Here is a 23,627-nt window from a genome sequence, read left to right as displayed (position 1 = left end):
GGCTCGTCGCGAGCGCAATACCGCAGGTTTAAAGGGTGAGCCGAATGGGGGCGCAGGCTCCTTCGAGCCTCTTGCGCCGCGTGCAGTCCGAGCCTGTTGCTCCTCATTCCGTTTCCGCTAGTTCAAGTGAGTGCAGATGTTCGCGTGGCCCGGCATGTCTAGACCGACGTCGAGGATCGGAGCGCTGTGTGTGAGCCATCCGACCGAGATGAGGTCGACACCCGTCGCAGCAATCGACGGAGCCGTTTCCAGTGTCACCCGACCAGAAGCCTCTGTGATGGCGCGGCCAGCGACCAGTGCCACGGCGCGGGCAATATCCTCAACCGACATGTTGTCGAGCAGCACTGCGTGGACGCCCAGCGCGAGCGCTATATCGAGCTGCTCCAGCGTGTCGACCTCGACCTCGATCTTCACCATGTGGCCCGCGGCGGCGCGCGCTCGCTCTATTGCCGTGCGAATGTCGCCGGCGATGGCGATGTGGTTGTCCTTGATCAGCACGGCATCATCGAGCCCGAAGCGGTGGTTGGCGCCGCCGCCGACGCGCACGGCATATTTCTCCAACGCGCGCAGGCCGGGCGTCGTCTTTCGCGTACACACGATCTTCGCCTTGTGGCCACGCACGGCCTTGACCATCGTCGCTGTGGCAGTGGCGATGCCACTCAGGCGGCACAGAAAATTGAGCGCCGTGCGCTCGGCGGTGAGCAGACCTCGCGCCGGTCCGCACAGCTTGGCGATAGTCTCGCCGGCCGCGACATCGCTGCCGTCAGCTCGCCAGATGTGCATGTCGATTGCTGGATCGACGAGAGTGAAGGCGAAGGCGGCCAGATCGAGCCCGGCAACGATTCCCGTCTGTCGCGACTTGAGCACCAAGGTGGCCGTGCAATCATGCGGGATCACCGCATCGCTGGTCAGGTCGCCGCATCTGCCCAGATCTTCCAGAAGAGCAGCGCGCACGATCGGTTCGATCAGGGCGGAGGGAAGGGGTGAGAATGAAACCATGTCAGGTGCTCCGTTTCGGCGCTCGCCAGCTGAGTGCGACCGCGGCCTGCATTGCGATGCGCAGTGTCAGCCGTGCCGGGCGCGCGTCTGCATCGCGCCCTGGGAAATCGGACCGGCAGTGCGAACCGCGGCTCTCTTCGCGCCGCAGGGCCGCAATGGCGATCATCAGCGCCACCAAGGCCGGGTCGGATGCGGCCTCGTGGCCAGCCGCGATCGGCAGCAAGTTCGCCACCGCCTCGCGTAGCGTCTCGCCGTCCCGGATGATGCCCAGTGCGGTGGAGACGACCGGGCGGATGCAGGAAGGATCTGGCGGCGGAGGCACAAACGTCGAACATACGCGCCGCCGTTTCGTGTGAGATGTGCCGGCAACGCTTTCAGCAACCCAGCTCGCGGTGACCACCGCTTCGGTGAGCGAATTGCTGGCGAGGCGGTTAGCGCCGTGCAGACCGGTACATGCGACCTCGCCGCATGCCCATAACCCCTCGACGGAGCTGCGGCCGGCCGCGTCAACAGCAACGCCGCCCATGTGATAATGAGCCGCCGGGCGTACTGGGATCGGGTCGACGGAGGGATCGACGTCTGCCTCTCGGCACAAATGGGCTATGGCTGGAAAGCGATTGCCAAATCTCGGGCCGAGGCATTGCCGGGCGTCCAGGAACACTCGGTGCCCGCCAGTTATCTGTTGCCACACCGCACGCGCGACCACGTCGCGAGGTGCAAGCTCGCCGCCCGGCGTTTCAGCCAGGAAGCGTTCCCCTGCTTCGTCGATGAGCACCGCGCCTTCGCCGCGAACCGCCTCGCTCACCAATGGCATCGGCCGGCGCGGACCATCGAGCGCGGTCGGGTGGAACTGTACGAATTCCAAGTCGGCGAACTCCGCCCCGGCCCAGGCGGCGAGCGCTAGCCCGTGCCCACATGAGCCAGGCGGATTCGTGGTATCGCAAAACAGGCCGCCGATGCCGCCGGTTGCCAGCACCGCCCGGCGTGTAGGCAAGACGATCGTTCCGGTGCGCGAAACTGCGAGCACGGCGATGATTCCCCCGTCTTGCAGGACGAGCCGGCGAGCCTCCACATTTTCCAGGACGGTGATCGAAGCTGTGCACCGCACCGCGGCGATGAGCGCGCGGACCAGCTCGCGACCCGTCGCGTCGCCGTCAGCATGAACGATCCGCCGATGCGCGTGCGCCGCCTCGAGCCCGAGCCGCAACCGCCCGTCAGGGTAGCGGTCGAAGACGAGGCCGAAGTCTTCGAGGCCCTTGATCGCTTTGGGCGCAGCTCGGACAACTCGCCACGCGGTCGCCTCGTCGCAGAGCCCATCACCGGCTTCAAGTGTGTCGCAAAAATGAAATTCCGGGCCGTCCTCGCCGCCGAGACTTGCCGCAAGACCGCCTTGGGCGAGCGCACTGCAGGCTCCGGTTCCGAGCGGCGCATTGGACAGAAGCACGACCGGCTCCGGCGCCAAATGAAGCGCCGTCATCAGGCCTGCCACGCCAGCGCCTATGATGATTGGCGCCCCGCCGATGTCGTGAATGTCGCAGCTCATATCGAAAGCATGCGCTCGACTGCCAGGCGCGCGCGGCTGGCGATCCCGGGCTCGATCCGGACCTCGTGCCGGTTCTCCTCTAGAGCGGAGCGAATATTGGCGAGCGTAATGCGCTTCATATGCGGGCAAAGATTGCAAGGGCGCACGAACTCGACGTCGGGATGCGCGACCGCGATATTGTCGCTCATCGAACATTCCGTCATCAGGACTACGCGTGCCGGCGTCTCTCGTCCGACATATTCCGACATGGCGGCGGTCGAGCCCGAGAAATCCGCCTCTAGGACAACTTCTGGCGGACATTCGGGATGGGCGAGCACGATGATCCCTGGATATGCATTGCGCAGTTCCCGGATGTCGGCAGGGGTGAAGCGCTCATGCACCTCGCAACGACCCTTCCAGGCGATGATCCCGACCTTCGTCTCGGCGGCGACGTTCTTGGCCAGATATTCATCGGGCAGCATGATCACACGCGGCGCGCCGAGCGATTCCACCACCGCCTTTGCGTTGCCCGAGGTGCAGCAGATGTCGGACTCGGCCTTCACGGCGGCGGAGGTGTTGACATAGGTGACGATGGGCACGCCGGGATAACTCTGTCGCATCAGCCGCACGTCTTGTGCCGTGATCGAGTCGGCCAGCGAGCAACCGGCGCCCATGTCCGGGATGAGCACGGTCTTGTTCGGGTTTAGCAGCTTGGCGGTCTCGGCCATGAAATGCACGCCCGCAAGCACGATGACTTGCGCCTCGACCGTCACGGCCTTGCGGGCCAGCGCCAAGCTGTCGCCGACAATGTCTGCGACGCAATGGTAAATCTCGGGCGTCTGATAGTTGTGCGCCAGGATGACGGCATTGCGCTCGCGCTTGAGTGCAAGGATGGCTTCGATATCCTCGACGAAAACCGGCCATTCAATCGGCGGGATCACGCGTCGGACGCGCTCATAGAGGAACGCGGCCGTAGGCAGCACGGCGCTCATTGATGCCCCCGCTTATACTCTAGTTGAAGATAACCGGCATATACTTGCCGTGAGTATAAGGGATGTCAACCCCGCGCCAGCGGCAATTTTGTCCCGGCGATGGCCCTCTCGTCGAGAACGGCGTGGCGAAAGCGGTAGAGCTTCGCCGGCCGACCTCCGGTCTCGGCGGTGGTCTCGCCAGTCTCCTCCACCAGTTCCTGCTGCTCGATCAGGCGCCGAAAATTCGGCTTGTGGATGAGCCTACCGGCGAGCGCCTCCACGGTTCGCTGGAGTTGCAGTAGCGTAAAGGTCGGTCGCATAAGCTCGAAGACGACTGGGCGGTATTTGATCTTGGAGCGCAGCCGCGCAATGCCCGTTGCCACGATACGGCGATGATCTGCGACCATGGACTTGCTCGGCACCAGGGGAACTGGGGGCGTTTCCCCTCCGCTTGCGGCCTCTTGGACCAGGCCTGCCTCATAAAGTAATTCATATCGCTGAAGCACGAGCTCCTCGTTCCAATAGCGGTCATCGAAGCCAAAGGCGATCGCCGCCCGCTGTCGACGCTCGCGTCGCGTGGCCGCGTCGCTGGCTCCGTCTGCCCAACCGATCAAGCGCGGTCGCACAACATCCAACACCACCGGCGGGATGCCGGAGCGGTGGTCCTCCCACGGAAAATAGTCGTACCAGCTTTGCCATCCGCACTTGGATGAGCCCGTCGCCTGTTCTTTGCTGGTCAAAGCGAGATAGCTGATGGAGATGACGCGCTGCTGGCGTTCGGCGCCGATCCGGTCCCGATCGGCGAAGGTGTAGAGTTGCTCGATGTACCCCAAGGGCTGACCGGTCTGCTGCTCAACCCACCCCCTCAACCCGGATTGCGGCGACCGGTGCTCAAGCGCAAATGGTCCGGAGGGCAGGGTGTCAGCCTGACCGATAGTGAGGAGGCAGGGTTCACTTTCATTTACGGCCACGACAACGGCGATCAGGTCCACTTTGACTTCCGCCTTGCGGGCTTTGTCTTTCCTCGTTCCTGTTGCCTGATCGTCCATGTTCGTGACCTGAGCTCGGACGCATTAATCGATTTAATTGTAAGCGTGGCTGTTCGCACGTCAACACCGCACAGCCGCAGCCCCTTTTTTGCTCTTCGCACTTGCACAAAAATGTGCCAGACGCGACACCTTCAGCGAGTAACGCTACGGAAGGAGGGGATGGATTGAGCGCAGCTGGTGACCCAAAGGGAATTGCACCACCGGATATTCGGATGCGGAAAGGCAAGACGCCACTCGTCTGCCTGACGGCATATACCACGCCGATCGCCAGTTTGGCCGATCGACACTGCGACATCGTTCTCGTGGGCGACAGCGTCGGCATGGTACTGCACGGCCTCTCGTCGACGCTGGGCGTCAGCCTCGACATGATGATCATGCACGGCCAGGCGGTGCGTCGGGGTCTGGCGCGAGCGTTGATGGTCGTAGACATGCCATTCGGCTCCTATGAAGAAAGCCCCGAGCAGGCCTTCCGCAACGCTACGCGCCTGATGGTGGAGACCGGTTGTGCAGCGGTGAAGCTCGAGGGCGGCCAGACCATGGCCGAGACGATCCGCTTCCTCGCCGCCCGCGGCGTGCCTGTCATGGCCCATACCGGCTTGACGCCGCAGGCCGTCAATACTTTCGGAGGCTACCGGGTCCAGGGGCGGGGAGATGATGCCGAGCGCATCAGCCGCGACGCCGGTGCAGTCACGGAAGCTGGCGCTTTCTCGGTGGTGCTGGAGAAAGTGCCAGAGCCGCTCGCACGGCGCATCACTGCGGAGATCGCCGTCCCCACAATCGGCATCGGCGCCTCGCCCGCCTGCGACGGCCAGATTTTGGTCAGCGATGATATGCTCGGGCTTTTCGGCTCTTTTCGGCCGAAATTCGTCAAACGCTACGCCGAACTAGGCAACCAGGCCGATGCGGCGATTGCGGCTTATGCCGCCGACGTGAGGGAACGGCGCTTTCCGGCGGCCGAACATCTCTACGCCGACGAGACGAAGGCCGGAGGCGTCACATGAGCGTGCCGATCGTTCGAACCGTTGCCGAACTCCGCGCTGTTGCCGCGGGATGGCGTCGCTCAGGCGCCCGTGTCGCCGTTGTGCCGACCATGGGGGCCTTGCATGAAGGCCATCTGAGCCTCGTGCGTGCCGCGCTTCAGAAGGCCGATCGGGTGATCGTGACGCTGTTCGTCAATCCCAAGCAGTTCAACAGTGCCGCCGACCTTGCCGCCTATCCCCGGACGGAAAACGAAGACGCTGCAAAACTCACTCCGTTGGGCGCACACCTGCTCTATGTTCCGAACGCGACTGAGATGTATCCTGACGGCTTCACCACGACCGTGTCCGTGTCCGGCGTCAGCGAAGGCCTGTGCGGTGCGTTCCGGCCTGGCCATTTCGATGGGGTGGCGACCGTCGTTGCCAAGCTCTTTCTGCAGACCGGCGCTGATTTTGCCTTTTTCGGAGAGAAGGACTTCCAGCAGCTTCTGCTTATCAGGCGCATGGTCCGGGACCTGGACATTCCGATCACCGTCGTCCCCTGTCCGACAGTCCGGGAAGCCGATGGTCTCGCTTTGTCATCGCGCAATCTCCGGCTCTCGCCGGCAGAGCGCGCCGTTGCCCCAAGGCTCGCATCGGTCCTGCTCGATACAGCGGAGGAGCTCTCGAACGGCTCTCCCGTCCTGCCAACGCTTACCCAGGCGCGTGCAGCAATTCTGGCGGCAGGCTATCGCGAGGTCGAATACCTGGAACTCCGTGGGGAAACGGACCTGCAGCCGTTAGCAAAGGTTGACCGACCGGCACGCTTGCTTGTCGCGGCTTGGCTCGGCGACACACGGCTCATCGATAACGTCTCAACATCCCCGGTCGGTAAGTGGTCAGGTTCGCGGCGTTCGCTTCAAGTGGAAGCTGCAAAGTAATGCCGGTGATGATGGCCAAATCGGCCGCGCCGCATCGATGCGGGGTCGTTTAGACCCAGGTTTCCGCCTCGCATCGAGCAACATTCGGGAGGTTGCGCAAAGGGCAGATGTATCGCGTATTCGAAAACTTCGTCGAGCAACTCTCTGCAAGCGTCGATGCTGTCGATCTCCATGAGGCAATGGCGTCCGCCGCAGCCGGATTCGATTTTCCGCTCTTCGCCTATTTCAGTTACCGGTCCGCCTCCGACCAGACGCCGCGGTTGATTTCGAATTATCCATCATCCTGGACATCAAACTATCTGCAACTGCGCTACCACAGCCATGATCCGGTGATCCTGCGCGGGCTGCAAGGCTGGGATACTTTCGATTGGGGCGTGGATCGATCCCGCCAGTGTCTTCCGGCCTCGCAGCAGGAAATCCTCGAAAAGGCAGCTCACTTTGGCATTCGCGGCGGATTGACCATGTCAATGCATGACTATCGCGGCCGGTTTGCGTCGCTGACCTTCGCTTCCGACCAGTCCCGTCCGCCTCTTTTGCGGTCCCTGACACGTTACGAAAAGGCATTGCAGCTGGTCGCAATCAGCTTTCATATACATGCCCGGCGCAGGCTAGCCGAAGATTGCGTAGTGGATGGCATAACGCTGACCCCGCGGGAGTTCGAATCGCTGAAATGGGCGGCGCGCGGTAAGTCGGCCTGGGATATTAGCCAGATCCTCGGCGTTTCTAAACGCACCGTGACCTTCCATCTGGAAAACGCCAAGGCAAAGCTTGGAGTGCGAACCATCAACCAGGGCGTGGCGCGGCTGACTGCTTCCCGTCAGTGGAGATCCTGAGTCCTTTTGTCGGATAGCTGTAAAGGTCTACAGGCTGCATCAATGTCGGCTTTGCTCTTCGATGGCGGGAACACATCCTGCACGGAGGCGACAAATGATGCAGCTGATAACACCTGAACTCTACGGCGAGTTTCCAAACGAGCTCAAAGAAATGCACGGGCTCAGGCATCGGGTCTTCAAGGAAAGGCTGGATTGGGAAGTTCAGACCGAAAGCGAGATGGAAACAGACGCATTTGACAGCCTGAACCCCATCTATTTGCTTCTCAAGGGAGCCGACTGGCGAATTTGCGGTTGCGTCCGTCTTCTGCCGACTACCGGACCGACAATGTTGCGCGACACCTTTCCGATGCTGCTGGGCGAGACTACGGCGCCCGCGAGTGCCCGCATTTGGGAGAGCAGTCGTTTCGCACTCGATCTTCCTCCATCAGCGCCTAAGGCTGGTGGACTGGCGCAAGCAACCTACGAGCTCTTCGCGGGCATGATCGAATTCGGCTTGGCGAACAATCTCACTCGGATTGTGACAGTTACCGATACGCGCATGGAACGGATCCTGCGTCTCGCAACGTGGCCGTTGTCGCGCATCGGACAGCCGAAGCCGGTCGGTAACACGGAGGCCGTCGCCGGCTTTCTCGAGATTTCCCACGCTAGCCTCTTGCGCATCCGCTGGAAGGGACGTCTGAACGGACCGGTGTTATGGCAACCGGTTCTCGGCCTGTCGGCATAGCGCCTGACGATGCTCAGCCCTGACCAATGCACCTGCCCGCGGGCGCTACGAACAGTCGATGACCGGACTGGCGTAGTTGCGAAGGTTACGACCTTCCGGTCAATTTCCCCCACACGGCCTGGGCCTGGGAGTTCATCGGCGCAATTCGCAACCCAGCGTGACCACGCCGAATGGCGCCGCCCGGCGCAGACACCCGGGTTTTGGACGCCGTAAAAGCCCGGATTTCTTGACGCCGTTAAAAAGCAGCGGAACCTTGCACAGAGCAGCCAACGGCTGCAACGCTGGACCTCTCAGCGGTGCCATCTGATAACCCAAAAAAGCCCCGGCGCGGGATCGATGCGCCGGGGCTTGGGCACGTACGAGCTACACCAACATGTCCACTTATGAACGTGCGCTAATAAAGTGAATGAATGGTGAATCGCGCAATGGCTCGCCAACGCGGCTCGTATGCATGCTCCCATGTGAGAAGCGTTGCTGGCATGGATCAACGCTGCCGCAGGCCTAAGGGCGCACGCTCAAAGCTGGGCTGAAGCCCGCAGGATCGCGGTATCGGCGACAGGCCTGGACACGACAAGACGCGTCGCGGAGATGTCCGTCATGCCGCCCCCTTTCGCAACTCGAGGCCGCACAGTGTTCAGACTCGCCCGTATTCCCGCCAAGTTCCTTTTGCAGTCCGGGATGGTTTTGTGCACGTGCGAAGTCGCGAGGACATTATGGGGTGACCACGTTTTGTAGCCGGTCCCACCGAACGCCCGCGATGCGCACAGCTGCCCGGTCGCCCTCGTGCTATATTGACGACCGGTGAATGGTGGCTCCGACATGGCCAGGGAGCTGTCACGACGGCCATGGATCCAGCGCTCAGCAAGCATCGAGTTCCTGCTCAAGAAGTTCGGCGATGGGCAGCCGCCGGGCAGCGACTGGTACGGTACACCCTATCAGGCCATTTTAGGCAGGCAGGTTCTTCGGACTTGATCAGAACCAGTTCAACCGCCATATACCGGCCCGGCCGCCAGTCAGGTTGCCCATGGACGAGACCGAACCGGTCGAATTGACGTCCATTTATTCGACTAGCTACGAGCGCCAACTCAGGAGGAACTCTCCCGAGCTGTCAGGCGCCTTTGCTCTCCTTCGAGGTGGTATATGAAAGATTCGCGCATTCCCGAGCCAGTCTTGACGGCTATGTTGGAGGGAACCCACATCATCCGTGCTTACCGTGAGCACCTCGGATATTCCGTCGAGGACTTGGCGGTGGCGTGCGGGCTAGCCGCTGAGGAAATCCTGAATATTGAGTCCGGTCTGAGATACCACAAGGGTTATCGAGATCGGATCGCGAAATCGCTGTCCCTACCCGTGGGAATATTTGAGGCGGACATATTGGACGCGGCCTGACAGAGGAAGACTCGTTGCCCGTTGGGTCTGTCGGGGAGCAGGTCGCGTACGAATCAACTGAATTGGTGTTCCGCTGGCGACAGGATGAATGAAAGAACGGAACCACCGACAAGCGCATGATTCTCCCAAGCTATCATCGCTGATCTGTCGAGTTTAGACGACAGGGCAGCGACAGCGATGGCGCCGAAGCGCCGGCCTTGCCCCGAGGAGTTCCGCGAGCGCTCGAGCTCCAGCTCGATAATCAACGCGCCGCTCTAAAGCGGCGGCACGCGCGTTGAGGCGTGTCTCTGTGCAGAGTTCGGGCGGACGCCGATTGCGCTTTCCGGCTGGCGCGCAACTAACCGCCAAGCAGTCGCACCGGCGGAACATTTTCGCGCCAACCCCTGTAACGTGAAGTAGGTCACCGGGAAGCGCGGCTCGTGCGCCGGAACGTGATCGTCGCGCTCTTCCTGGTCGTGACACATCCGCGCGCTACAGAGCCTCGATGCCAGCTGCTCGGACGCCCAGGCGGATGTAAAAATCCACAGATGCATCCAGGTCATATACTAGCTGCCAAGCATATGACCCGCCTTTCGCAAGGCGCCTAGGAAGAGACCGGCATGGATGATGACGTCGATCTTGGCCTGCATTGAGAGGGGCATGCTGGTCCAGTTCTCCAACGGCGAAAGGAAATGTGAGAAAGTGCCATTGACCATACAAGAGCGGGTGACAAGGCCTTGTCTGTCTAACGCGACCACGCCCGTCTGGTCGCCTCGATATCGGATGCCTGCGATCCGCTGGACCTCCGAGTCACCATCGACCCGCACGTCGAAAACCAGGACACCCTGGCTCCTCGTGGCTATCTCTGCGGCTTTTTGGTTGAAGCTTAGGGAGAGTGAGCGGACGCTTTCGACCGCCATCTGGAAAATCGCCAAATCCAGTTCATCCAACGCCATGTAGGCTATTGCGCGCAATGTCAGGGTGATTGCAACGACGCACGCGGCTTGTTCACAGGTGTCGGCTCACGACCAATCCTTAGCTGGTTTGATAGCTCGGCCACCGACCGATTCGTGTTTCACTTCGAACTAATGCTGAAGCGGGGCGCGCGCACTGTCCTTGGACTTGGGCTTTGCACTATCGCCGTTGACGAACTCCTTTCCTTCCTCGTTGCTTCGCCAATTCGCGGGTGGCTTATTCAAGTCCGCTCTCGAACCCAGAGTTCGAAGGTCGGCTTTCCTAGCCGTCCCGCGAGGTCGCTTCGCATCTGTCCTTCTGAGCATATGCTTGGGCTTGGACATCCACGAACGAGGCTCAGCCCCGCTGTCGGGATCCTGCTGCATCACGGCACGTCAGCGCATCAGACTCCCACCGGGTTCACAAAGTAGACTCGCTGGGGTAGGGGGAGCGCAGAGAAATCTCCGGTCGCAGCCTTACCCGGTCAAAACAAGGATACCACAATGAAGACTCTCGTCATCTGCTCTGGCGGATTGGACTCCGTTTCCCTTGCTCACAGCGTGGCAGCGGAGCACGAGCTCGCCGGCCTGCTGTCTTTCGATTACGGCCAACGGCACAGGAAAGAATTGGGCTTCGCCGCTCTCTGCGCGGAGCGACTGAACACTATGCACCAGATCATCAACATCCCCGAAATCGGCCGCGGCCTTTCCGGTTCAGCGCTGACCGATAATGTCGACGTGCCGGACGGACACTACGCCGAAGACACGATGAAGATCACGGTGGTGCCGAACCGGAACGCCATCATGTTGGCAATTGCCTTTGGTCTCGCCGCCGCGCACAAGGCCGAAGCGGTCGCGATGGCCGTACATGGTGGGGACCATTTCATCTATCCAGATTGCCGTCCGGCCTTCATCGAAGCTTTCCAGATGATGCAAGATCGCGCGCTCGACGGCTACGCGAAGATTCGCCTTTATACGCCTTACGTCAACCTCACGAAGGGCGACATCGTCGGGGATGGAGCAAGACACGGAACCCCATTTGCGGAGACCTGGTCGTGTTACAAGGGCGGCGAGCGTCACTGCGGACGGTGCGGGACCTGCGTGGAGCGGCGCGAGGCGTTTCATCTCGCGGGGCACGCTGATCCAACCGACTACGAAGACGCCGACTTCTGGCTTGAGGCGCTGCGGAGGAGGAGCACCTGATGTTCCGCATCACCAAGGAATTCCACTTCTCGGCCTCGCACCAACTCACCTGCTTGCCACCTGATCACCAGTGTGCGCGCCTGCACGGGCATAACTACATCGTCGAAGTGGAGCTTTCGGCGAAGGACCTGGACGCGCACGGCTTCGTGCGCGACTATCACGATCTGGCGCCGCTCAAACGCTATATCGACGAGAGCCTCGACCATCGGCACCTCAACGAAGTGCTGGGACATGAGCAAGTCACGGCGGAATACTTGGCCAGACATTTCTATGAATGGTGCAAGGCACGTCTGCCGGAAACCGCGGCCGTGCGGGTGAGCGAAACCCCGAAAACCTGGGCGGAATACCGGCCGTGACGGACACGCGTCCCGCAATCCGTGTGAGCGAGATATTTGGGCCCACGATCCAGGGCGAGGGAGTGCTCATTGGTTTGCCTACGGTCTTCATCAGGACCGGCGGGTGTGACTACCGGTGTTCCTGGTGCGACAGCCTCCATGCGGTGGACAACCAATTCCGCCACAAATGGGAGATGATGCCAACCGAAACGGTGTGGCAAAGCGTCGTTGGGCTTTCCGGTGGCCGGCCAGTGATGGTGTCGCTGTCGGGCGGCAATCCGGCCATTCAGCCGTTCGGAGCGCTGATCGAGCTTGGCCATGGTGAAGGCTACCGTTTTGCGCTGGAAACCCAAGGTTCGGTGGTCAGGGACTGGTTTGCGGATCTCGACGTGCTGGTTCTCAGCCCAAAGCCGCCGTCAAGCGAGATGAGGACGGATTGGGCTGCATTCGAGGCGTGCATAGAAGCGGCGCAGGAGAAGCCGCAAATCGTGCTCAAGCTCGTTGTTTTCGACGAGAGTGACTACGCCTACGCCAAAGATGCCGCCGCGCGATTTCCGCGTTTTCCGGTCTATCTGCAACCCGGCAATCACACGCCACCGCGCCCTGGCAATGAAGACGCACCTGTCGACCTGGACGGAATAAACAAACGCATGGAGTGGCTTGTGGAAAAGGTGACACACGACAGGTGGTTCGAAGCGCGCGTGTTGCCGCAACTGCACCTTATGCTCTGGGGAAACAAGAGAGGCGTCTAGTCTCGCCTGTGCGGGAATGCCGCCTGCGGATCTTCGGTTCGACGGGTTGGCCCATCTGGCGGCGCTGCCGGGTACTTGCGGAGGTGCTTGAGGCCGAGATGGTGTTGGACGCTTCGAAGGTGAGCGCACACCGGAGCGGCTAGGCTGCCGCTCCGGTGTATAGTGGACGCAACGTTGGCAGCCATCTATCCATGGCGTGGATGCGCTTCATCGAAACAAACGATTTTATCAACTTTCCGGAATGTCGCATTGACCCTGCACCGGACACGCATCGATCATCCGCTGCCTCTGTCGCGTGAAAAGGGACCCGAAAGGGGAAAATCTTTGCATGAGCTCAGACGTGCGCTGCAAACTGGCCTGGGAATGAGTTGCAGCAGGCCGACGATCTCAAACTCTCCGACCTCTCTTTTACGCCGGTGCAGTTAGCGGAGAGTGTCCCCTCTCACAAGGGTTGAATGGCTCATTCAGACCAGTCCGCAATGGCACGGCACTTGCTCCCGAGATGGCAGCAGCGTTCGACCGGAGCGCCGCCAGGGACAAGCCTTGAAACGAGCAAGAGGCCCCCAGTCCGTTCAGGGAGAGAGACGGTGTTAGCTCCACAAGCCCACGGCGTGAACGCCGGACCTCGTAAGCCCCATTTTGCCCGGCTTTATGTGCAGGTGCTTGCCGCAGTCGCCGTTGGCGTCGCAGTTGGCTGTTTGTATCCGGAGGTCTGCGAGAGCCTGAAGCCGCTCGGTGATGCTTTCATCAAGCTCGTGAAGATGATCATCGCGCCTGTCAGCTTCCTGACAATTGCGACCGGCATCGCCGGCATGAACGATCTCAAGAAGGTCGGCCGGGTCGCCGCAAGGCGATGAATTATTTCCTCACCTTCTCGAGCCTCGCATCGATTGTCGGTCTCATTGTCGCAAATGTCGTCAGCCAGGTGCCGGCCTCAACATTGATCCAGCCTCGCTCGATGTTCAGAGGGTGAAGGGCTATGCCGCCGAGGTTCACGAACAATTCGTGACCGGCTTCCTGATGACATCGTCCCGTCAACCATCGTTGGTGCGTTCGCCGAAGGCGACATTCTCCAGGTCCTGATAATCTTCGGAATGGCAATGGGATATTTGACAAAGCACGACGGCAATCAAGTTATATACCGCAGCTGGGAAGAGCAGAAACAGTCAAGCGCCAAGATGAGAATTTTGGCGCTTAAGCTTGATCATGTCGGAGACTTTTGGATGTCTCTAGCGCCCCTGAAGGACCTGCGTCAGCGCTTTGCGCATGCCCACATTACGCTGGTGGTTGGAAGCTGGAACATCGACACTGCAAAACAGTTCGACCTCGCCGACGATTACGTTGCTTTTGATTTCTTTCCGCGCAACCCGAAGGTCGATAGGCGCAAGAAAGCGGCCGACATACGGCCGCTGCTGACCGGCGAGTTTGATCTTGCCATTGATATGCGTGTTCCGGATGAGACAAGGCCCATTTTGCTCGAAGTCCCCGCCAGGCATCGTGCGGCTATAGTTGATCCTTACGCCATGCATCAGATCGATATTGCGATAGCGCCATTCGATCTGAAATTACGCAGAAGCATCTTCTACAAGCTGACCCAAAAAATAGGGGTCGCCGACAAAGTCCCTCGCCGATGGCTTGATTGGTTCGTTGACCGTAAGCAGGTACGTCTTCAGCATGTGTCGGAAATTCTCCTCTTTCTGGTCGCAAAGGCAGGGGCCTATTTCGACGCCGAAAGTGAAGCGGGCCGCCGACAGAGTTCGACAGAAGGCAAGTCCCCGATCGTCGTGGCTCCGTTTTCGAATTCCAGCCTGCGGGATTGGCCGATTGAAAATTTTGGCAAACTTGTCGCTGCTCTTTCTACCCGCGGTGAGGTGATCCTCGTCGGCCGTGACGAAAGCCGGGAAGCGCTTGAGGAGGTCGCGATGATAGCTCGCGACGGTGGAGCCGCGGACATTCGAACGGCTGTCGACTTGTCAGAATTGGAATTCAATCATCTCGTCAAATCGGCCGCACTCGTGGTGTCGAACAATTCGGGCACTGGGCATGTCGCTGCCCAGCTTGGCCGCCCTACTGTCGGCATTTTCACCGCGTCACATCTGCCGGAAATCTGGGGGTTTCGTGGTCCCCTGGTCAGCATGCTTATGAGCGTTATTGAATGTCGCGGATGTGGTCTGGACAAAGTGCGGCGCTGTCCGGTCAAAGTCCGCTGCAAGTTCGACATCACGCCCGATCTGGTGATTGCCGAGGTAGACGCCTTGATGAATTATTGTAAGGGGCGGGACAAACTTATTGTGGCTCTGGGCGGTGCGGCCAGCACGAACATCGCGCGCGGGGAGGCAGCTTAGGGCGTGTGGACTCTCCAGATTCCCTTTTTGGCCGTAGCATATTCAAGACTGCTTTTGGGGCGAGTGACGCGGCGTGGGATAGGACGTCGCCGCTGATCATCGGGCGTCTTGATCAGAAGGGATCGACGGGCCGCGATAATGGGATGTTCGTCGAGGCGGTCCTATCGATTGTGCGAACGGGCTCCCCCTGGCGCGGTCTTCCCAATGTATTCGGCGATTGGAACAGCGTATTCCGCCGCTTCAGTCGATGGAGCAGCAAGGATATCTGGTGGCGCATCTTCGAGGCGATGTCCGATGATCCGGACTTTGAATATCTAATCATCGATTCCACCATCGTCCGAGCCCACCAACATGCGGCTGGGGCCAAAAAAAGGGGGGCTGTAGATCAGGCCCTTGGTCGCTCCCGCGGCGGCCTGAGCACCAAAGATACACATGGCCGTTCGCCGGTTGGGGTGCCCTGTGCGGTTCACGCTTACTGCAGGCAAAAGAGCGATGGCGCCGCAAGCCGCAGCCTTGATCGAAAGACTGTCCGCCGACGTGGTCATGGCCGACACCGCCTATGACGCCGACTATACGCCAAGCCATCGCCGGTTACGCCAAGCCATCGCCGCCATGAATGCAGTTGCTGTCCTACCCAACAATCCATCACGCTCACTCAAATATCCGCTCGACAGGCACCTCTATGCCCAGCGTCAAACTCGTCGAGTGCTGCTTCTCCAAGCTCAAGCAGTTCCGCCGAGTCGCAACCCGCTCCGACATTCTCCAGGTCCTGTCCTTCCCGGCATCGCTCTGGCGATGTTCGGAGAGAGGGGCACGCCTGCCCTTTCTTTGCTTCAGGCGCTCGTCGCGCCGGTGTTCAAGCCGGTCGGCATTCTGGTGAGGGCCGCGCCTGTCGAAGGCGCGCGCGCCGGGCGTTCGGTCGTGGGCCTGATCATCCCGGCCGGACATTCATTCAAATTTAGATGGCACCGATATTTGTATAACGCTCGCCGCCTCTTGATGCGATCTATCGGATCAACTCTTGCATCCATATGTCGACGGACGGCAATCCAGGTGAACGATCAGCGTATTGTCTTCGGCTTCTGCCCGCGCCACCTCCACCACACGTTCATAGACCTCGTCGATATCGCTGCCCTGAACGGTCGTCGGCCCATCCGGCATATTCTCGGACGCCCAAAGGCGTTTCTTGGTGGCTGGAATAGAAGGGCGGAGGGAAATGGGTGGATGGCCGCTTTGCGTCCCCATGGTGGTCGTTGTGATAGACTCTTCTGCATCGCATTGAAATGTATCTCTATCCACAACGTGGATGCCTCTCATCGAAACAAACGATTTTATCAATCCTTCGGAATCTCGCATGACGACAGCACCTCACACACACTGACCACCCGCTACCACTATCGTGTGAGGACTGCGAAAAAGAGCCCGAAAGGAGAAAATCTTTCCATGAGCTCAGACGTGCGATGGAAGTTTTGCTGGGAAAAAGAGTTGTAGCTGGCGACCATTTCGAACTCTCCGGCTTCTTCCGAAAAACCTATGGACCGACTGGGGTCTTCAACGCAAAGCCATTCGAAGGCGGCCGACACGTTTGACGGCGGTCCACTTTGCACTTCCGAGATGCTCGGTGTGCTGGCGCAAAATGGGTGCCGGCAACGTCCTTCGTCATCGACGCCTACGCCGCAGACCATCTCTATAATCCAATTGGTATTGGTGAGTGCACAAGCGTGGTCAGGGACAATTTTCGCGACGCGGTTGGCAGAGGCATGGCGACCCGCCCACGTCAAAAGGCATTATTAGGAAAGGAACAGAATGGCTGATCAACTCGCAACGGAAATCATTGCCACGATCAAGAACCGCCTCCAATCGGAGAGCGGCGAGGGAATGAGTGCGTCCATCATCGGCGAAATAACGACTGCCACGGAACTGACCTCGCTCGGAGTCGATTCGCTGGGTCTGGCGGATCTCCTCTGGGATGTGGAGCAGGCCTACGGAATCCAGATCGACATGAACGCGGCCGACGCCTGGTCGAATCTCCAAAATGTCGGCGACATGGTGGAAGCCGTCCGCGGTTTGCTCGCGAAGGAGGTCTGATTGGACAGGCGAGTCGTCATTACTGGGATGGGCGGGCTTTGCGGCCTAGGCAACAACGCCGCCTCTATCTGGAAAGAGATGCGCGAAGGCCGCTCCGCCATCCGCCCGATGGTCACTTCCGAGCTTCATGAGATGAAGGGCACTGTCGGTACAGAGATCAAGGAGCTGCCCACGCACGACATCGGCCGCAACCAGCTCGTCTCCATGGATCGCCTCAGCTTGCTCGCTGTGCTTGCAGCGCGCGAAGCCGTGCAACACGCCGGACTTTCCTGCGACGAGGGAAATCCGTATCGCTTCGGCGCGACAGTGGGCGTCTGCGGCTGGGGCTGGGGAACGGTCGAAAAAACCTACCGCGCCCTCTATTTGGACGGCGCGAAGCGTACTGGCCTCTACGCTGCACCAAAGGGATTGCCGAGCGCCGCTGCCAGCCAGGTCAGCATGAGCCTCGGCCTGCGCGGCCCGGTCTTTGCCATCGCGTCTGCATGCGCATCAGCCAATCATGCAATGGCTTTGGCGGCGGATCAGATCAGGCTCGGCCGGGCCGACGTAATGCTTGCCGGAGGCGCCGAAGCGCCACTCGTATGCGTTCAGCTGAAGGCATGGGAAGCAATGCGCGCCCTCGCTCCGGATACTTGCCGGCCCTTCTCCGCTGACAGGAAGGGAGTGGTGATAGGTGAGGGTGCGGGCATGGCCGTGCTGGAGAGCTATGAGCATGCCGCGGCGCGCGGTGCCACAATGCTTGCCGAGATTGCAGGCATCGGCCTTTCCGGCGATGCCTTCCACATCGTCGCGCCGTCCATCGAGGGGCCGGAGGCCGCGATGCGCGCTTGCCTTGCCGACGCCGGGCTGAATGCCGAGGACGTGGATTACCTCAACGCCCACGGCACCGGCACCAAGGCCAACGACCGCACCGAGACGGCGGCGATCAAGCGCGTCTTCGAAGACTATGCCTATTCGATGTCTGTCTCGTCCACCAAGTCCATGCACGCGCATTGCCTCGGCGCGGCGAGCGCACTTGAAATGATCGCCTGCGTGATGGCGATTCAGGAGGGCATCGTGCCGCCGACCGCCAATTATCGCGAGCCAGACCCCGATTGCGATCTCGACGTCACGCCCAATGTGGCGCGCGAGCGCAAGGTGCGCGTGGCACTGAGCAACGCCTTCGCCATGGGCGGCATGAACGCAGTTCTGGCGTTCAAGCAGGTGTAGAAGCCATGCCAGATGCCTCCAGTAACTCTGTCTCTCAAATGCTTGCAACGATTGTGAAGGACGTGGCCTTGGACCGCCTCGGTGAATGCGCCAAGTGGCAGCGGAAGCTGGTCGAGCCGGGGCCCCGTTTTTACAAAATTCTCAACTGTTGAAGCGCGTGGACGTACGGCTACCCGGAAGGTTAAGCGAGGCCCTTCGGTTCGGCTCGAGGGTTTGTCCAAAGCTTTACCCGACAATGTCTGGAGGCACGCAGGGCCGCCAGTGGCCGCTTCCATGCGAAGCCGGTCCTTAGAAAGGGAAATCGATAACAATGTTCGATCTGACCGGCCGCAAGGCGCTCGTCACCGGAGCAAGCGGTGGAATCGGCGAGGCCGTGGCGCGGGCGCTGCACGCGCAGGGCGCAACCGTCGGCCTGCACGGCACGCGTGTCGAAAAGCTCGAGGCGTTGGCTGCCGAACTTGGCGGGCGCACAAGACTGTTTCCGGCGAACCTCTCGAACCGCGACGAGGTCAAGGCGCTGGGCGCAAAGGCGGAAGCCGATCTCGAAGGCGTCGACATACTGGTCAACAATGCCGGCATCACCAAGGACGGGCTTTTTATCCGCATGTCGGACGCGGACTGGGACGCGGTCCTCGAGGTCAACCTGACCGCCATGTTCCGGCTCACACGCGAACTGACCCATTCGATGATGCGCCGCCGCAACGGCCGCATCATCAACATCACCTCCGTGTCCGGCGTAACCGGCAATCCCGGCCAGGCGAACTATTGCGCCTCAAAGGCTGGCATGATCGGCGTGTCGAAATCGCTGGCGCAGGAGATCGCGACACGCGGCGTGACGGTTAACTGCGTGGCGCCGGGCTTTATCGAATCGGCCATGACCGACAAGCTGAACGACAAGCAAAAAGAAGCGATCATGGCCGCCATTCCGGCCAGGCGCATGGGCACCGGCGTGGAAGTCGCCTCGGCTGTGGTCTACCTGGCCTCGAACGAGGCCGCCTACATCACCGGCCAGACCGTTCATGTGAACGGTGGTATGGCAATGATTTAGCGTGAAAAGTTCAGTGCGCCCCGATGACGCGTATCAACAGTGGAGGAAGGTTCCCACCCAGATAGCAGTCGGTTGGTTTGGCAACTGACGAGCGGGTCGGTCGGGCAACTGGCGGGGGTCCAAGCCTCGTGATCAAGGCCGCCTTGGGCGGAGGTTTAGATCAAGCTCTTTGACACGCATGTCTTTTCCTATCCATAGCGTGGATGCAATTCATCGAAACAAACGATTTTGCCTTCTGCAGAACGTCGCATAGCAAGATTTCAAAGATGTAAGCCAAAGGGTAATTATCGATGTTTGCATTGGCTCCGAGTAGTATTTTTCTGGTGTACGCCTTCCGGTGTGCTCCGAACACAACGGAGTCCCATGTTCTTTGCGGCTAGTTTCTTAGGGACCTGCGCAAGCTACATCGAGCCGGCTCGATGCGACAAGCGTACACCTGCCGGCGCTTCCCCAACAAAACAGCAACAAAGATGAGGTCTTTCCATGTGCTCTGACGTGCGGTGGAGGTTGTGCTGGGAAAATGAGTTGCAACAGTCCGACCATGTCGAACTCTCCGAGTTTTTCCGAAAGACCTACGGATCGACTGGGGCCTTCAACTCAGAGCCATTCGAAGGCGGCCGTAGCTGGGCCGGTGCGAGGCCGGAGCTCCGCGCAATCAGCTACGACGCGCATGGCGTAGCGGCTCATATCGGCATACTACGCCGCTTCATCAAGGTTGACGAGGTCGATCTCATGGTGGCCGACTTGGGGTTGTACGGGGTGCGTGCGGATCTTGAGGGACAAGGGATCGGTCATTCAATGCGCGTTTTATATCCAATATTGCGGCAGCTTGGAGTGCCATTCGCTTTCGGCACCTTTCGGCACGCGATGCGGAACCATATGGAGAGGTTTTGCAGAGACGGCCTGGCGGCGATTGTGTCGGGCGTTCGCGTGCAGTCCACTCTTGCAGATGTGTGTCTCGACCTGCCGCCCACGCGCGTCGAGGACGTGCTCGTCGTGGTTGTGCCGATTGGACGCTCGATGAGCGATTGGCCATCCGGCACGCTGATCGTTCGGAACGGTCCGGAGCTATGAAACATCTTGAAGTGCCGGGTGATCGCGCAGAGGGCACCAAAGTCGCGGGTTTTTGCAGAGCTACTCTCGGACTGAATACGCGTTCCCATTCAAGTTTGCTGTGGATGATTAAGGCTGAATTATCATGCAAAATCTGAGCACCTGAATCGATCCGAGCGCGAGGTTCCGCGCGCACGGACGTTCCGGACCTGAATCGCCGTCACCCTGAATCGAAAGGCATCGGCTATTCTAAAATCGGTGATTGAGGTTACGTAAGGCCCCGTGTTTTCCGATGTGCGGGAGCGACTCTCAGTCTCACCTTAACGCGACGAAATGAGGGGCAGCAATGGTGGCTGGCGAACTCAATGACGTGCGCGTCAAGCGTTGCGGTGGGGGATGGGTCGTTCATATTGTTGAGGACGGCAAGACACAGTCTCCCGCCGAAAATTGCGCCGATGGCCAACGAGGCAGGCTCGGCCTTGCTGCCAAACCCCCGATCGACGAACGCTGATATGTGACCGGATCAGGCGTTCGACGGCTGGTGAGCGCTTGACGCCAGCGCGAAACACTTTGCCGAAGGCCCACTTCAATGCTGCTTGCGCCCGTTCGGCTGGCCATATTCCCGATGATGGTTGGCACTGCTGCCGATGCGGAAGACGAGTATGTGGCCTGCTGATCGACACGGAGGCAAAGATCATGAAAAGCCAATCCGAGATCGAGGATGGGCGCTGTGGGTGAGCCAGCCGACGGAGATGAGATCCACCCCGGTCGGCGCGATCGCCGCGACCGTGCCGGCACCCGCGGGCCCACAGGTATCTCCCGCGCTCCGCTCCGCCGGCCGCGTGGAGGCGCTCCGCTACGCGCGGGTCCCTCCTGTGGACTCCGGGACCGAGCCACACTCCATCAACCAAGGGGGGCAGTTTTAAGTGTCGCCGAGGGGTCACTTTCGGATGTCGCTTGATACTGGATTGCGGCAAGCGCCGACAGGAAGGCTGCACCGCCTCACACCGACGCTTGATTTGTCCCAGCTATTCGCTTCGTGCGCTATGTCACGGCCCTGACACATCGGAAGTCCGACAGCCGGTTCAGAGACACTTGATCTCGATACCGTATTTCTTCAGCGCGTAGCCAATCTGGCGCGGCGTCAATCCAAGCAGGCGCGCTGCCTTTGCCTGTACCCAGCCGGATCTTTCCATGGCCGCGGTGAGACGCTCGCGATCGGTCATCTTCGCGTCGCTTACGAGGCCTACCCTGACAGGCACTGATAGTGCCTGCTCGCTGTCAACAGACGGGGCCGCGACGGCGGGCGAAGCAAAACCACCAGACGATTGCATGGCAGGGTTCAGTGGCGATGGTGCCATTGGCTCCGATTTCGGCGCTGTCTCCTTCGATGTATTCTTCCATAGCATCGCGGAAAGACATTGGCCGTGGCAGCAGTCAAAGTCCTTTCTGACGATTGACGCTCCCGCTGCCAGGGTCGCTGTCCGCTGCACGCAATTTTCAAGCTCGCGGACATTTCCGGGAAAAGCACAGTTCATCAGAACTTCAGTCGCACTTGCATCGAAAGCCAGCGTACGGCCGTTCTCGTTGTTGAAATTCTTGAGAAACTCAGCGGCAAGAAGCGGAATATCACTGCGCCGTTCGCGCAACGGCGGCACCAGCAAGGGAACAACGCTGATGCGATAATAAAGGTCTGCGCGAAACTCGTTCCTTGCAACAGCGTCTTCCAGGTTCCTGTTCGTGGCGGCAATCACGCGGACGTCGACCTTAATCGTCTGGTTGCTGCCGACGCGCTCGAACTCCTGCTCCTGCAGCACGCGCAGCAGCTTTGCCTGGAACGAGGCCGAAATTTCACCGATCTCATCCAGAAACAACGTTCCCTTGTCGGCGAGCTCAAAGCGCCCCTTGCGCGAGTTGAATGCACTGGTAAAGGCACCCTTTTCGTGACCGAACAGTTCGGATTCCAGGACTGTCTCAGGGAGCGCTGCGCAATTGAGCTTGATGAACGGCCGCTTGACGCGCCCCGACAGCTCGTGAACGGCCTTGGCGACCAGCTCCTTGCCGGTCCCGGATTCGCCGCGCAGCAAAACGGTGCTGTTGGACCTGGCTACTAACGCGACCTTCTCAAGCAGCCCGCGCAGCGCCGGGCTGTCGCCAATGATGCCCTTGACGTGAGCCTTTTTTCGCTCCTGCCCAGGCTGTTTGAGCTCGCCGAATTGCGTTTGCAACCGGATTTTCTCAGCCATCAGTCGCTCGCGGTCGGACGCGAACAGGCGATGCAGCTTCACTGTCTGTCCAACCAGATTGGCGATTGTGGTAAGGAGGCGGAGGTCGTAATCGAGGAGGGAAGCTGATTTGTTGTCCAGGATGCGGTCGATGGTCAGCGTGCCCACGACGTTCGCATCGACGCGAATGGGTACGCCGATGAACGACACTTTGACGTTGTCGGACGCCCCGAGCACGTGCTTGTCGGCGGCGTTGAAGGCCGGATCCACCGCTATGTTCTCGGCGGCGAGCGCCATGCCCGTCGTTATGATCTGGTCGATCGCCGTCCGTGGCAGATGCTTCCGGTAGTGCTCATCGCTGCCTTCGCTCCACCCGGCGCCGACGGTCATGTCCGGTATGCCGGCACCGTCGAAGAGCGAGATGATGCCGTGCCGCACCTGCACCAACGATGGCAGGAGATCGACGACATTGGCCAACGTGGCTTCGAGCCCAGAGGGGGCGGTGAGTGCTTTCGATGTTTCGAAGATGTCTGGCGCCCTCTCGCGCAACGGCACTATATGGACCACGTGATTGGCCTCGCACTTTGAATTAGGCTTCTTCATTTTTGGAAGCGATATGCAGCGTGACGAGACCTGCCTGGCACTTTGCTCGGAGTTGCGGGTATCGTGTTAGATGTGATCATCCATCTCGCGCCATGCATTCGTGGGCGTCTTCGCTCCGAGGGCCGCTGCATAATCGACGAGTTTGCTCGCCTCGGCCTGGCACGCGGGGATTCATTGGAGCACGAAAAGGCGTTGATAAAGATAGTCGTGACGATTGATTCGCCAGCGAGACAGACGTCTGCAGCCGGCTTTTCGCCAGCAATGAGATTGCCGCCGAGATGATCGTTAATGTCGATGCCAGTCACGCCCGGGCCGCGGGCAAGTGCGGCCCTGGCAAGTTGGGGCGCCGTCATGCGGTCGATCGCAAAGCGGAGCGATGCTTGACGCATGGCTTTCCTTTCTTTTCCATGAAGTGCGGGTCGTCGTTCTCGGCTGACTGGCTTCCGCCGC

The 23,627-nt window shown here is 60.2% G+C and carries 19 protein-coding genes and 3 pseudogenes; 15 read left to right on the top strand and 7 right to left on the bottom strand.

What is annotated here, in order from left to right; translation table 11 throughout:
- Positions 1-117 precede the first annotated feature (117 nt).
- The 4 genes from nadC to AC0L2Y_RS22570 all read right to left on the bottom strand — a co-directional run bounded on the left by nadC (position 118) and on the right by AC0L2Y_RS22570 (position 4,541).
- Positions 118-999 (bottom strand): carboxylating nicotinate-nucleotide diphosphorylase, encoded by an 882-nt coding sequence (nadC, locus tag AC0L2Y_RS22585; RefSeq protein ID WP_473503254.1) that lies wholly within the window; start codon positions 997-999, stop codon positions 118-120.
- 1 nt (position 1,000) lies between these two features.
- On the bottom strand, positions 1,001-2,542 hold the full coding sequence (locus AC0L2Y_RS22580) for an L-aspartate oxidase (protein WP_473559600.1): 1,542 nt from the start codon (positions 2,540-2,542) through the stop codon (positions 1,001-1,003).
- Positions 2,539-3,513, bottom strand: a complete 975-nt coding sequence (gene nadA, locus AC0L2Y_RS22575; protein WP_473503258.1) for a quinolinate synthase NadA — start codon at positions 3,511-3,513, stop codon at positions 2,539-2,541. Before nadA ends, AC0L2Y_RS22580 begins: the two co-directional genes overlap by 4 nt.
- A 65-nt stretch (positions 3,514-3,578) precedes the next feature.
- Positions 3,579-4,541 (bottom strand): NUDIX hydrolase, encoded by a 963-nt coding sequence (locus AC0L2Y_RS22570; RefSeq protein WP_473559598.1) that lies wholly within the window; start codon positions 4,539-4,541, stop codon positions 3,579-3,581.
- Positions 4,542-4,753: 212 nt separating this feature from the next.
- Here AC0L2Y_RS22570 and panB point away from each other — a divergent pair, with 212 nt between their 5' ends.
- The 4 genes from panB (at position 4,754) to AC0L2Y_RS22550 (ending at position 7,995) form a co-directional block, all read left to right on the top strand.
- On the top strand, positions 4,754-5,542 hold the full coding sequence (gene panB, locus AC0L2Y_RS22565) for a 3-methyl-2-oxobutanoate hydroxymethyltransferase (RefSeq protein ID WP_473503261.1): 789 nt from the start codon (positions 4,754-4,756) through the stop codon (positions 5,540-5,542).
- Positions 5,539-6,438 (top strand): pantoate--beta-alanine ligase, encoded by a 900-nt coding sequence (gene panC / locus AC0L2Y_RS22560; RefSeq protein ID WP_473503263.1) that lies wholly within the window; start codon positions 5,539-5,541, stop codon positions 6,436-6,438. Before panB ends, panC begins: the two co-directional genes overlap by 4 nt.
- A gap of 107 nt (positions 6,439-6,545) precedes the next feature.
- Positions 6,546-7,271 (top strand): LuxR family transcriptional regulator, encoded by a 726-nt coding sequence (locus tag AC0L2Y_RS22555; protein ID WP_473503265.1) that lies wholly within the window; start codon positions 6,546-6,548, stop codon positions 7,269-7,271.
- A gap of 94 nt (positions 7,272-7,365) precedes the next feature.
- Positions 7,366-7,995, top strand: coding sequence for an acyl-homoserine-lactone synthase (locus tag AC0L2Y_RS22550; RefSeq protein ID WP_473503267.1), 630 nt, complete (start codon positions 7,366-7,368; stop codon positions 7,993-7,995).
- A gap of 1,934 nt (positions 7,996-9,929) precedes the next feature.
- Here the strand turns inward: AC0L2Y_RS22550 and AC0L2Y_RS22545 are convergent.
- Positions 9,930-10,319, bottom strand: a complete 390-nt coding sequence (locus AC0L2Y_RS22545; RefSeq protein ID WP_473503269.1) for a hypothetical protein — start codon at positions 10,317-10,319, stop codon at positions 9,930-9,932.
- Between the two features lie 501 nt (positions 10,320-10,820).
- Between AC0L2Y_RS22545 and queC the strand changes: the two genes are divergently transcribed.
- From queC to AC0L2Y_RS22490, 11 genes and pseudogenes are all read left to right on the top strand, one after another.
- Complete coding sequence (gene queC / locus AC0L2Y_RS22540; RefSeq protein ID WP_473559596.1) at positions 10,821-11,519, top strand: 7-cyano-7-deazaguanine synthase QueC; 699 nt, start codon at positions 10,821-10,823, stop codon at positions 11,517-11,519.
- The gene (gene queD, locus AC0L2Y_RS22535; protein ID WP_473559594.1) at positions 11,519-11,875 is read left to right on the top strand and encodes a 6-carboxytetrahydropterin synthase QueD; all 357 of its coding nucleotides are present in this window, start codon (positions 11,519-11,521) and stop codon (positions 11,873-11,875) included. The genes queC and queD overlap by 1 nt, the downstream gene beginning before the upstream one ends.
- Entirely contained in the window at positions 11,872-12,606 is a 735-nt protein-coding gene (queE, locus tag AC0L2Y_RS22530) for a 7-carboxy-7-deazaguanine synthase QueE (RefSeq protein WP_473559648.1), read from the top strand. Before queD ends, queE begins: the two co-directional genes overlap by 4 nt.
- A gap of 587 nt (positions 12,607-13,193) precedes the next feature.
- Positions 13,194-13,709 (top strand): annotated as a pseudogene (locus tag AC0L2Y_RS22525) (cation:dicarboxylate symporter family transporter); the annotation flags it as partial.
- A 6-nt stretch (positions 13,710-13,715) separates the two neighbouring features.
- Positions 13,716-14,951 carry a glycosyltransferase family 9 protein gene (locus tag AC0L2Y_RS22520; RefSeq protein ID WP_473559646.1) on the top strand — a complete coding sequence of 412 codons (1,236 nt, stop codon included), beginning with the start codon at positions 13,716-13,718 and terminating at the stop codon, positions 14,949-14,951.
- Positions 14,952-14,956: 5 nt separating this feature from the next.
- The gene (locus AC0L2Y_RS22515; RefSeq protein ID WP_473559593.1) at positions 14,957-15,514 is read left to right on the top strand and encodes an IS5 family transposase; all 558 of its coding nucleotides are present in this window, start codon (positions 14,957-14,959) and stop codon (positions 15,512-15,514) included.
- 880 nt (positions 15,515-16,394) lie between these two features.
- A pseudogene (locus AC0L2Y_RS22510) lies at positions 16,395-16,531 on the top strand (acyltransferase); the annotation flags it as partial.
- A 226-nt stretch (positions 16,532-16,757) separates the two neighbouring features.
- A complete protein-coding gene (locus AC0L2Y_RS22505; RefSeq protein WP_473559591.1) occupies positions 16,758-17,039 on the top strand; it encodes an acyl carrier protein in 282 nt (93 codons plus the stop codon).
- Positions 17,040-18,248: a beta-ketoacyl-[acyl-carrier-protein] synthase family protein gene (locus AC0L2Y_RS22500; RefSeq protein ID WP_473559589.1), complete on the top strand. Its 1,209-nt coding sequence runs from the start codon at positions 17,040-17,042 to the stop codon at positions 18,246-18,248.
- A 310-nt stretch (positions 18,249-18,558) separates the two neighbouring features.
- Positions 18,559-19,296: a 3-oxoacyl-[acyl-carrier-protein] reductase gene (fabG, locus tag AC0L2Y_RS22495; RefSeq protein ID WP_473503283.1), complete on the top strand. Its 738-nt coding sequence runs from the start codon at positions 18,559-18,561 to the stop codon at positions 19,294-19,296.
- A 483-nt stretch (positions 19,297-19,779) separates the two neighbouring features.
- The gene (locus AC0L2Y_RS22490; protein ID WP_473559587.1) at positions 19,780-20,370 is read left to right on the top strand and encodes a NodA family N-acyltransferase; all 591 of its coding nucleotides are present in this window, start codon (positions 19,780-19,782) and stop codon (positions 20,368-20,370) included.
- 678 nt (positions 20,371-21,048) lie between these two features.
- Here AC0L2Y_RS22490 and AC0L2Y_RS22485 read toward each other — a convergent pair.
- Positions 21,049-21,139, bottom strand: a pseudogene (locus tag AC0L2Y_RS22485) (carboxylating nicotinate-nucleotide diphosphorylase); the annotation flags it as partial.
- A 295-nt stretch (positions 21,140-21,434) separates the two neighbouring features.
- Entirely contained in the window at positions 21,435-23,177 is a 1,743-nt protein-coding gene (gene nifA, locus AC0L2Y_RS22480; protein WP_473559586.1) for a nif-specific transcriptional activator NifA, read from the bottom strand.
- Positions 23,178-23,627 lie beyond the last annotated feature (450 nt).

This window comes from Mesorhizobium sp. WSM4830, from assembly GCF_055811495.1.
This window is presented reverse-complemented; position numbering and strand designations above follow the sequence as displayed.

Bases quoted from the DNA above. Each gene is read 5' to 3' on its own strand.
- AC0L2Y_RS22490 (WP_473559587.1), top strand. From the start codon at position 19,780: ATGTGCTCTGACGTGCGGTGGAGGTTGTGCTGGGAAAATGAGTTGCAA.
- panB (WP_473503261.1), top strand. From the start codon at position 4,754: ATGCGGAAAGGCAAGACGCCACTCGTCTGCCTGACGGCATATACCACG.
- AC0L2Y_RS22545 (WP_473503269.1), bottom strand. From the start codon at position 10,319: ATGGCGTTGGATGAACTGGATTTGGCGATTTTCCAGATGGCGGTCGAA.
- queD (WP_473559594.1), top strand. From the start codon at position 11,519: ATGTTCCGCATCACCAAGGAATTCCACTTCTCGGCCTCGCACCAACTC.
- nadC (WP_473503254.1), bottom strand. From the start codon at position 999: ATGGTTTCATTCTCACCCCTTCCCTCCGCCCTGATCGAACCGATCGTG.
- AC0L2Y_RS22580 (WP_473559600.1), bottom strand. From the start codon at position 2,542: ATGAGCTGCGACATTCACGACATCGGCGGGGCGCCAATCATCATAGGC.
- nifA (WP_473559586.1), bottom strand. From the start codon at position 23,177: ATGAAGAAGCCTAATTCAAAGTGCGAGGCCAATCACGTGGTCCATATA.
- nadA (WP_473503258.1), bottom strand. From the start codon at position 3,513: ATGAGCGCCGTGCTGCCTACGGCCGCGTTCCTCTATGAGCGCGTCCGA.
- AC0L2Y_RS22550 (WP_473503267.1), top strand. From the start codon at position 7,366: ATGATGCAGCTGATAACACCTGAACTCTACGGCGAGTTTCCAAACGAG.
- fabG (WP_473503283.1), top strand. From the start codon at position 18,559: ATGTTCGATCTGACCGGCCGCAAGGCGCTCGTCACCGGAGCAAGCGGT.
- AC0L2Y_RS22505 (WP_473559591.1), top strand. From the start codon at position 16,758: ATGGCTGATCAACTCGCAACGGAAATCATTGCCACGATCAAGAACCGC.
- panC (WP_473503263.1), top strand. From the start codon at position 5,539: ATGAGCGTGCCGATCGTTCGAACCGTTGCCGAACTCCGCGCTGTTGCC.
- AC0L2Y_RS22555 (WP_473503265.1), top strand. From the start codon at position 6,546: ATGTATCGCGTATTCGAAAACTTCGTCGAGCAACTCTCTGCAAGCGTC.
- AC0L2Y_RS22570 (WP_473559598.1), bottom strand. From the start codon at position 4,541: ATGGACGATCAGGCAACAGGAACGAGGAAAGACAAAGCCCGCAAGGCG.
- queC (WP_473559596.1), top strand. From the start codon at position 10,821: ATGAAGACTCTCGTCATCTGCTCTGGCGGATTGGACTCCGTTTCCCTT.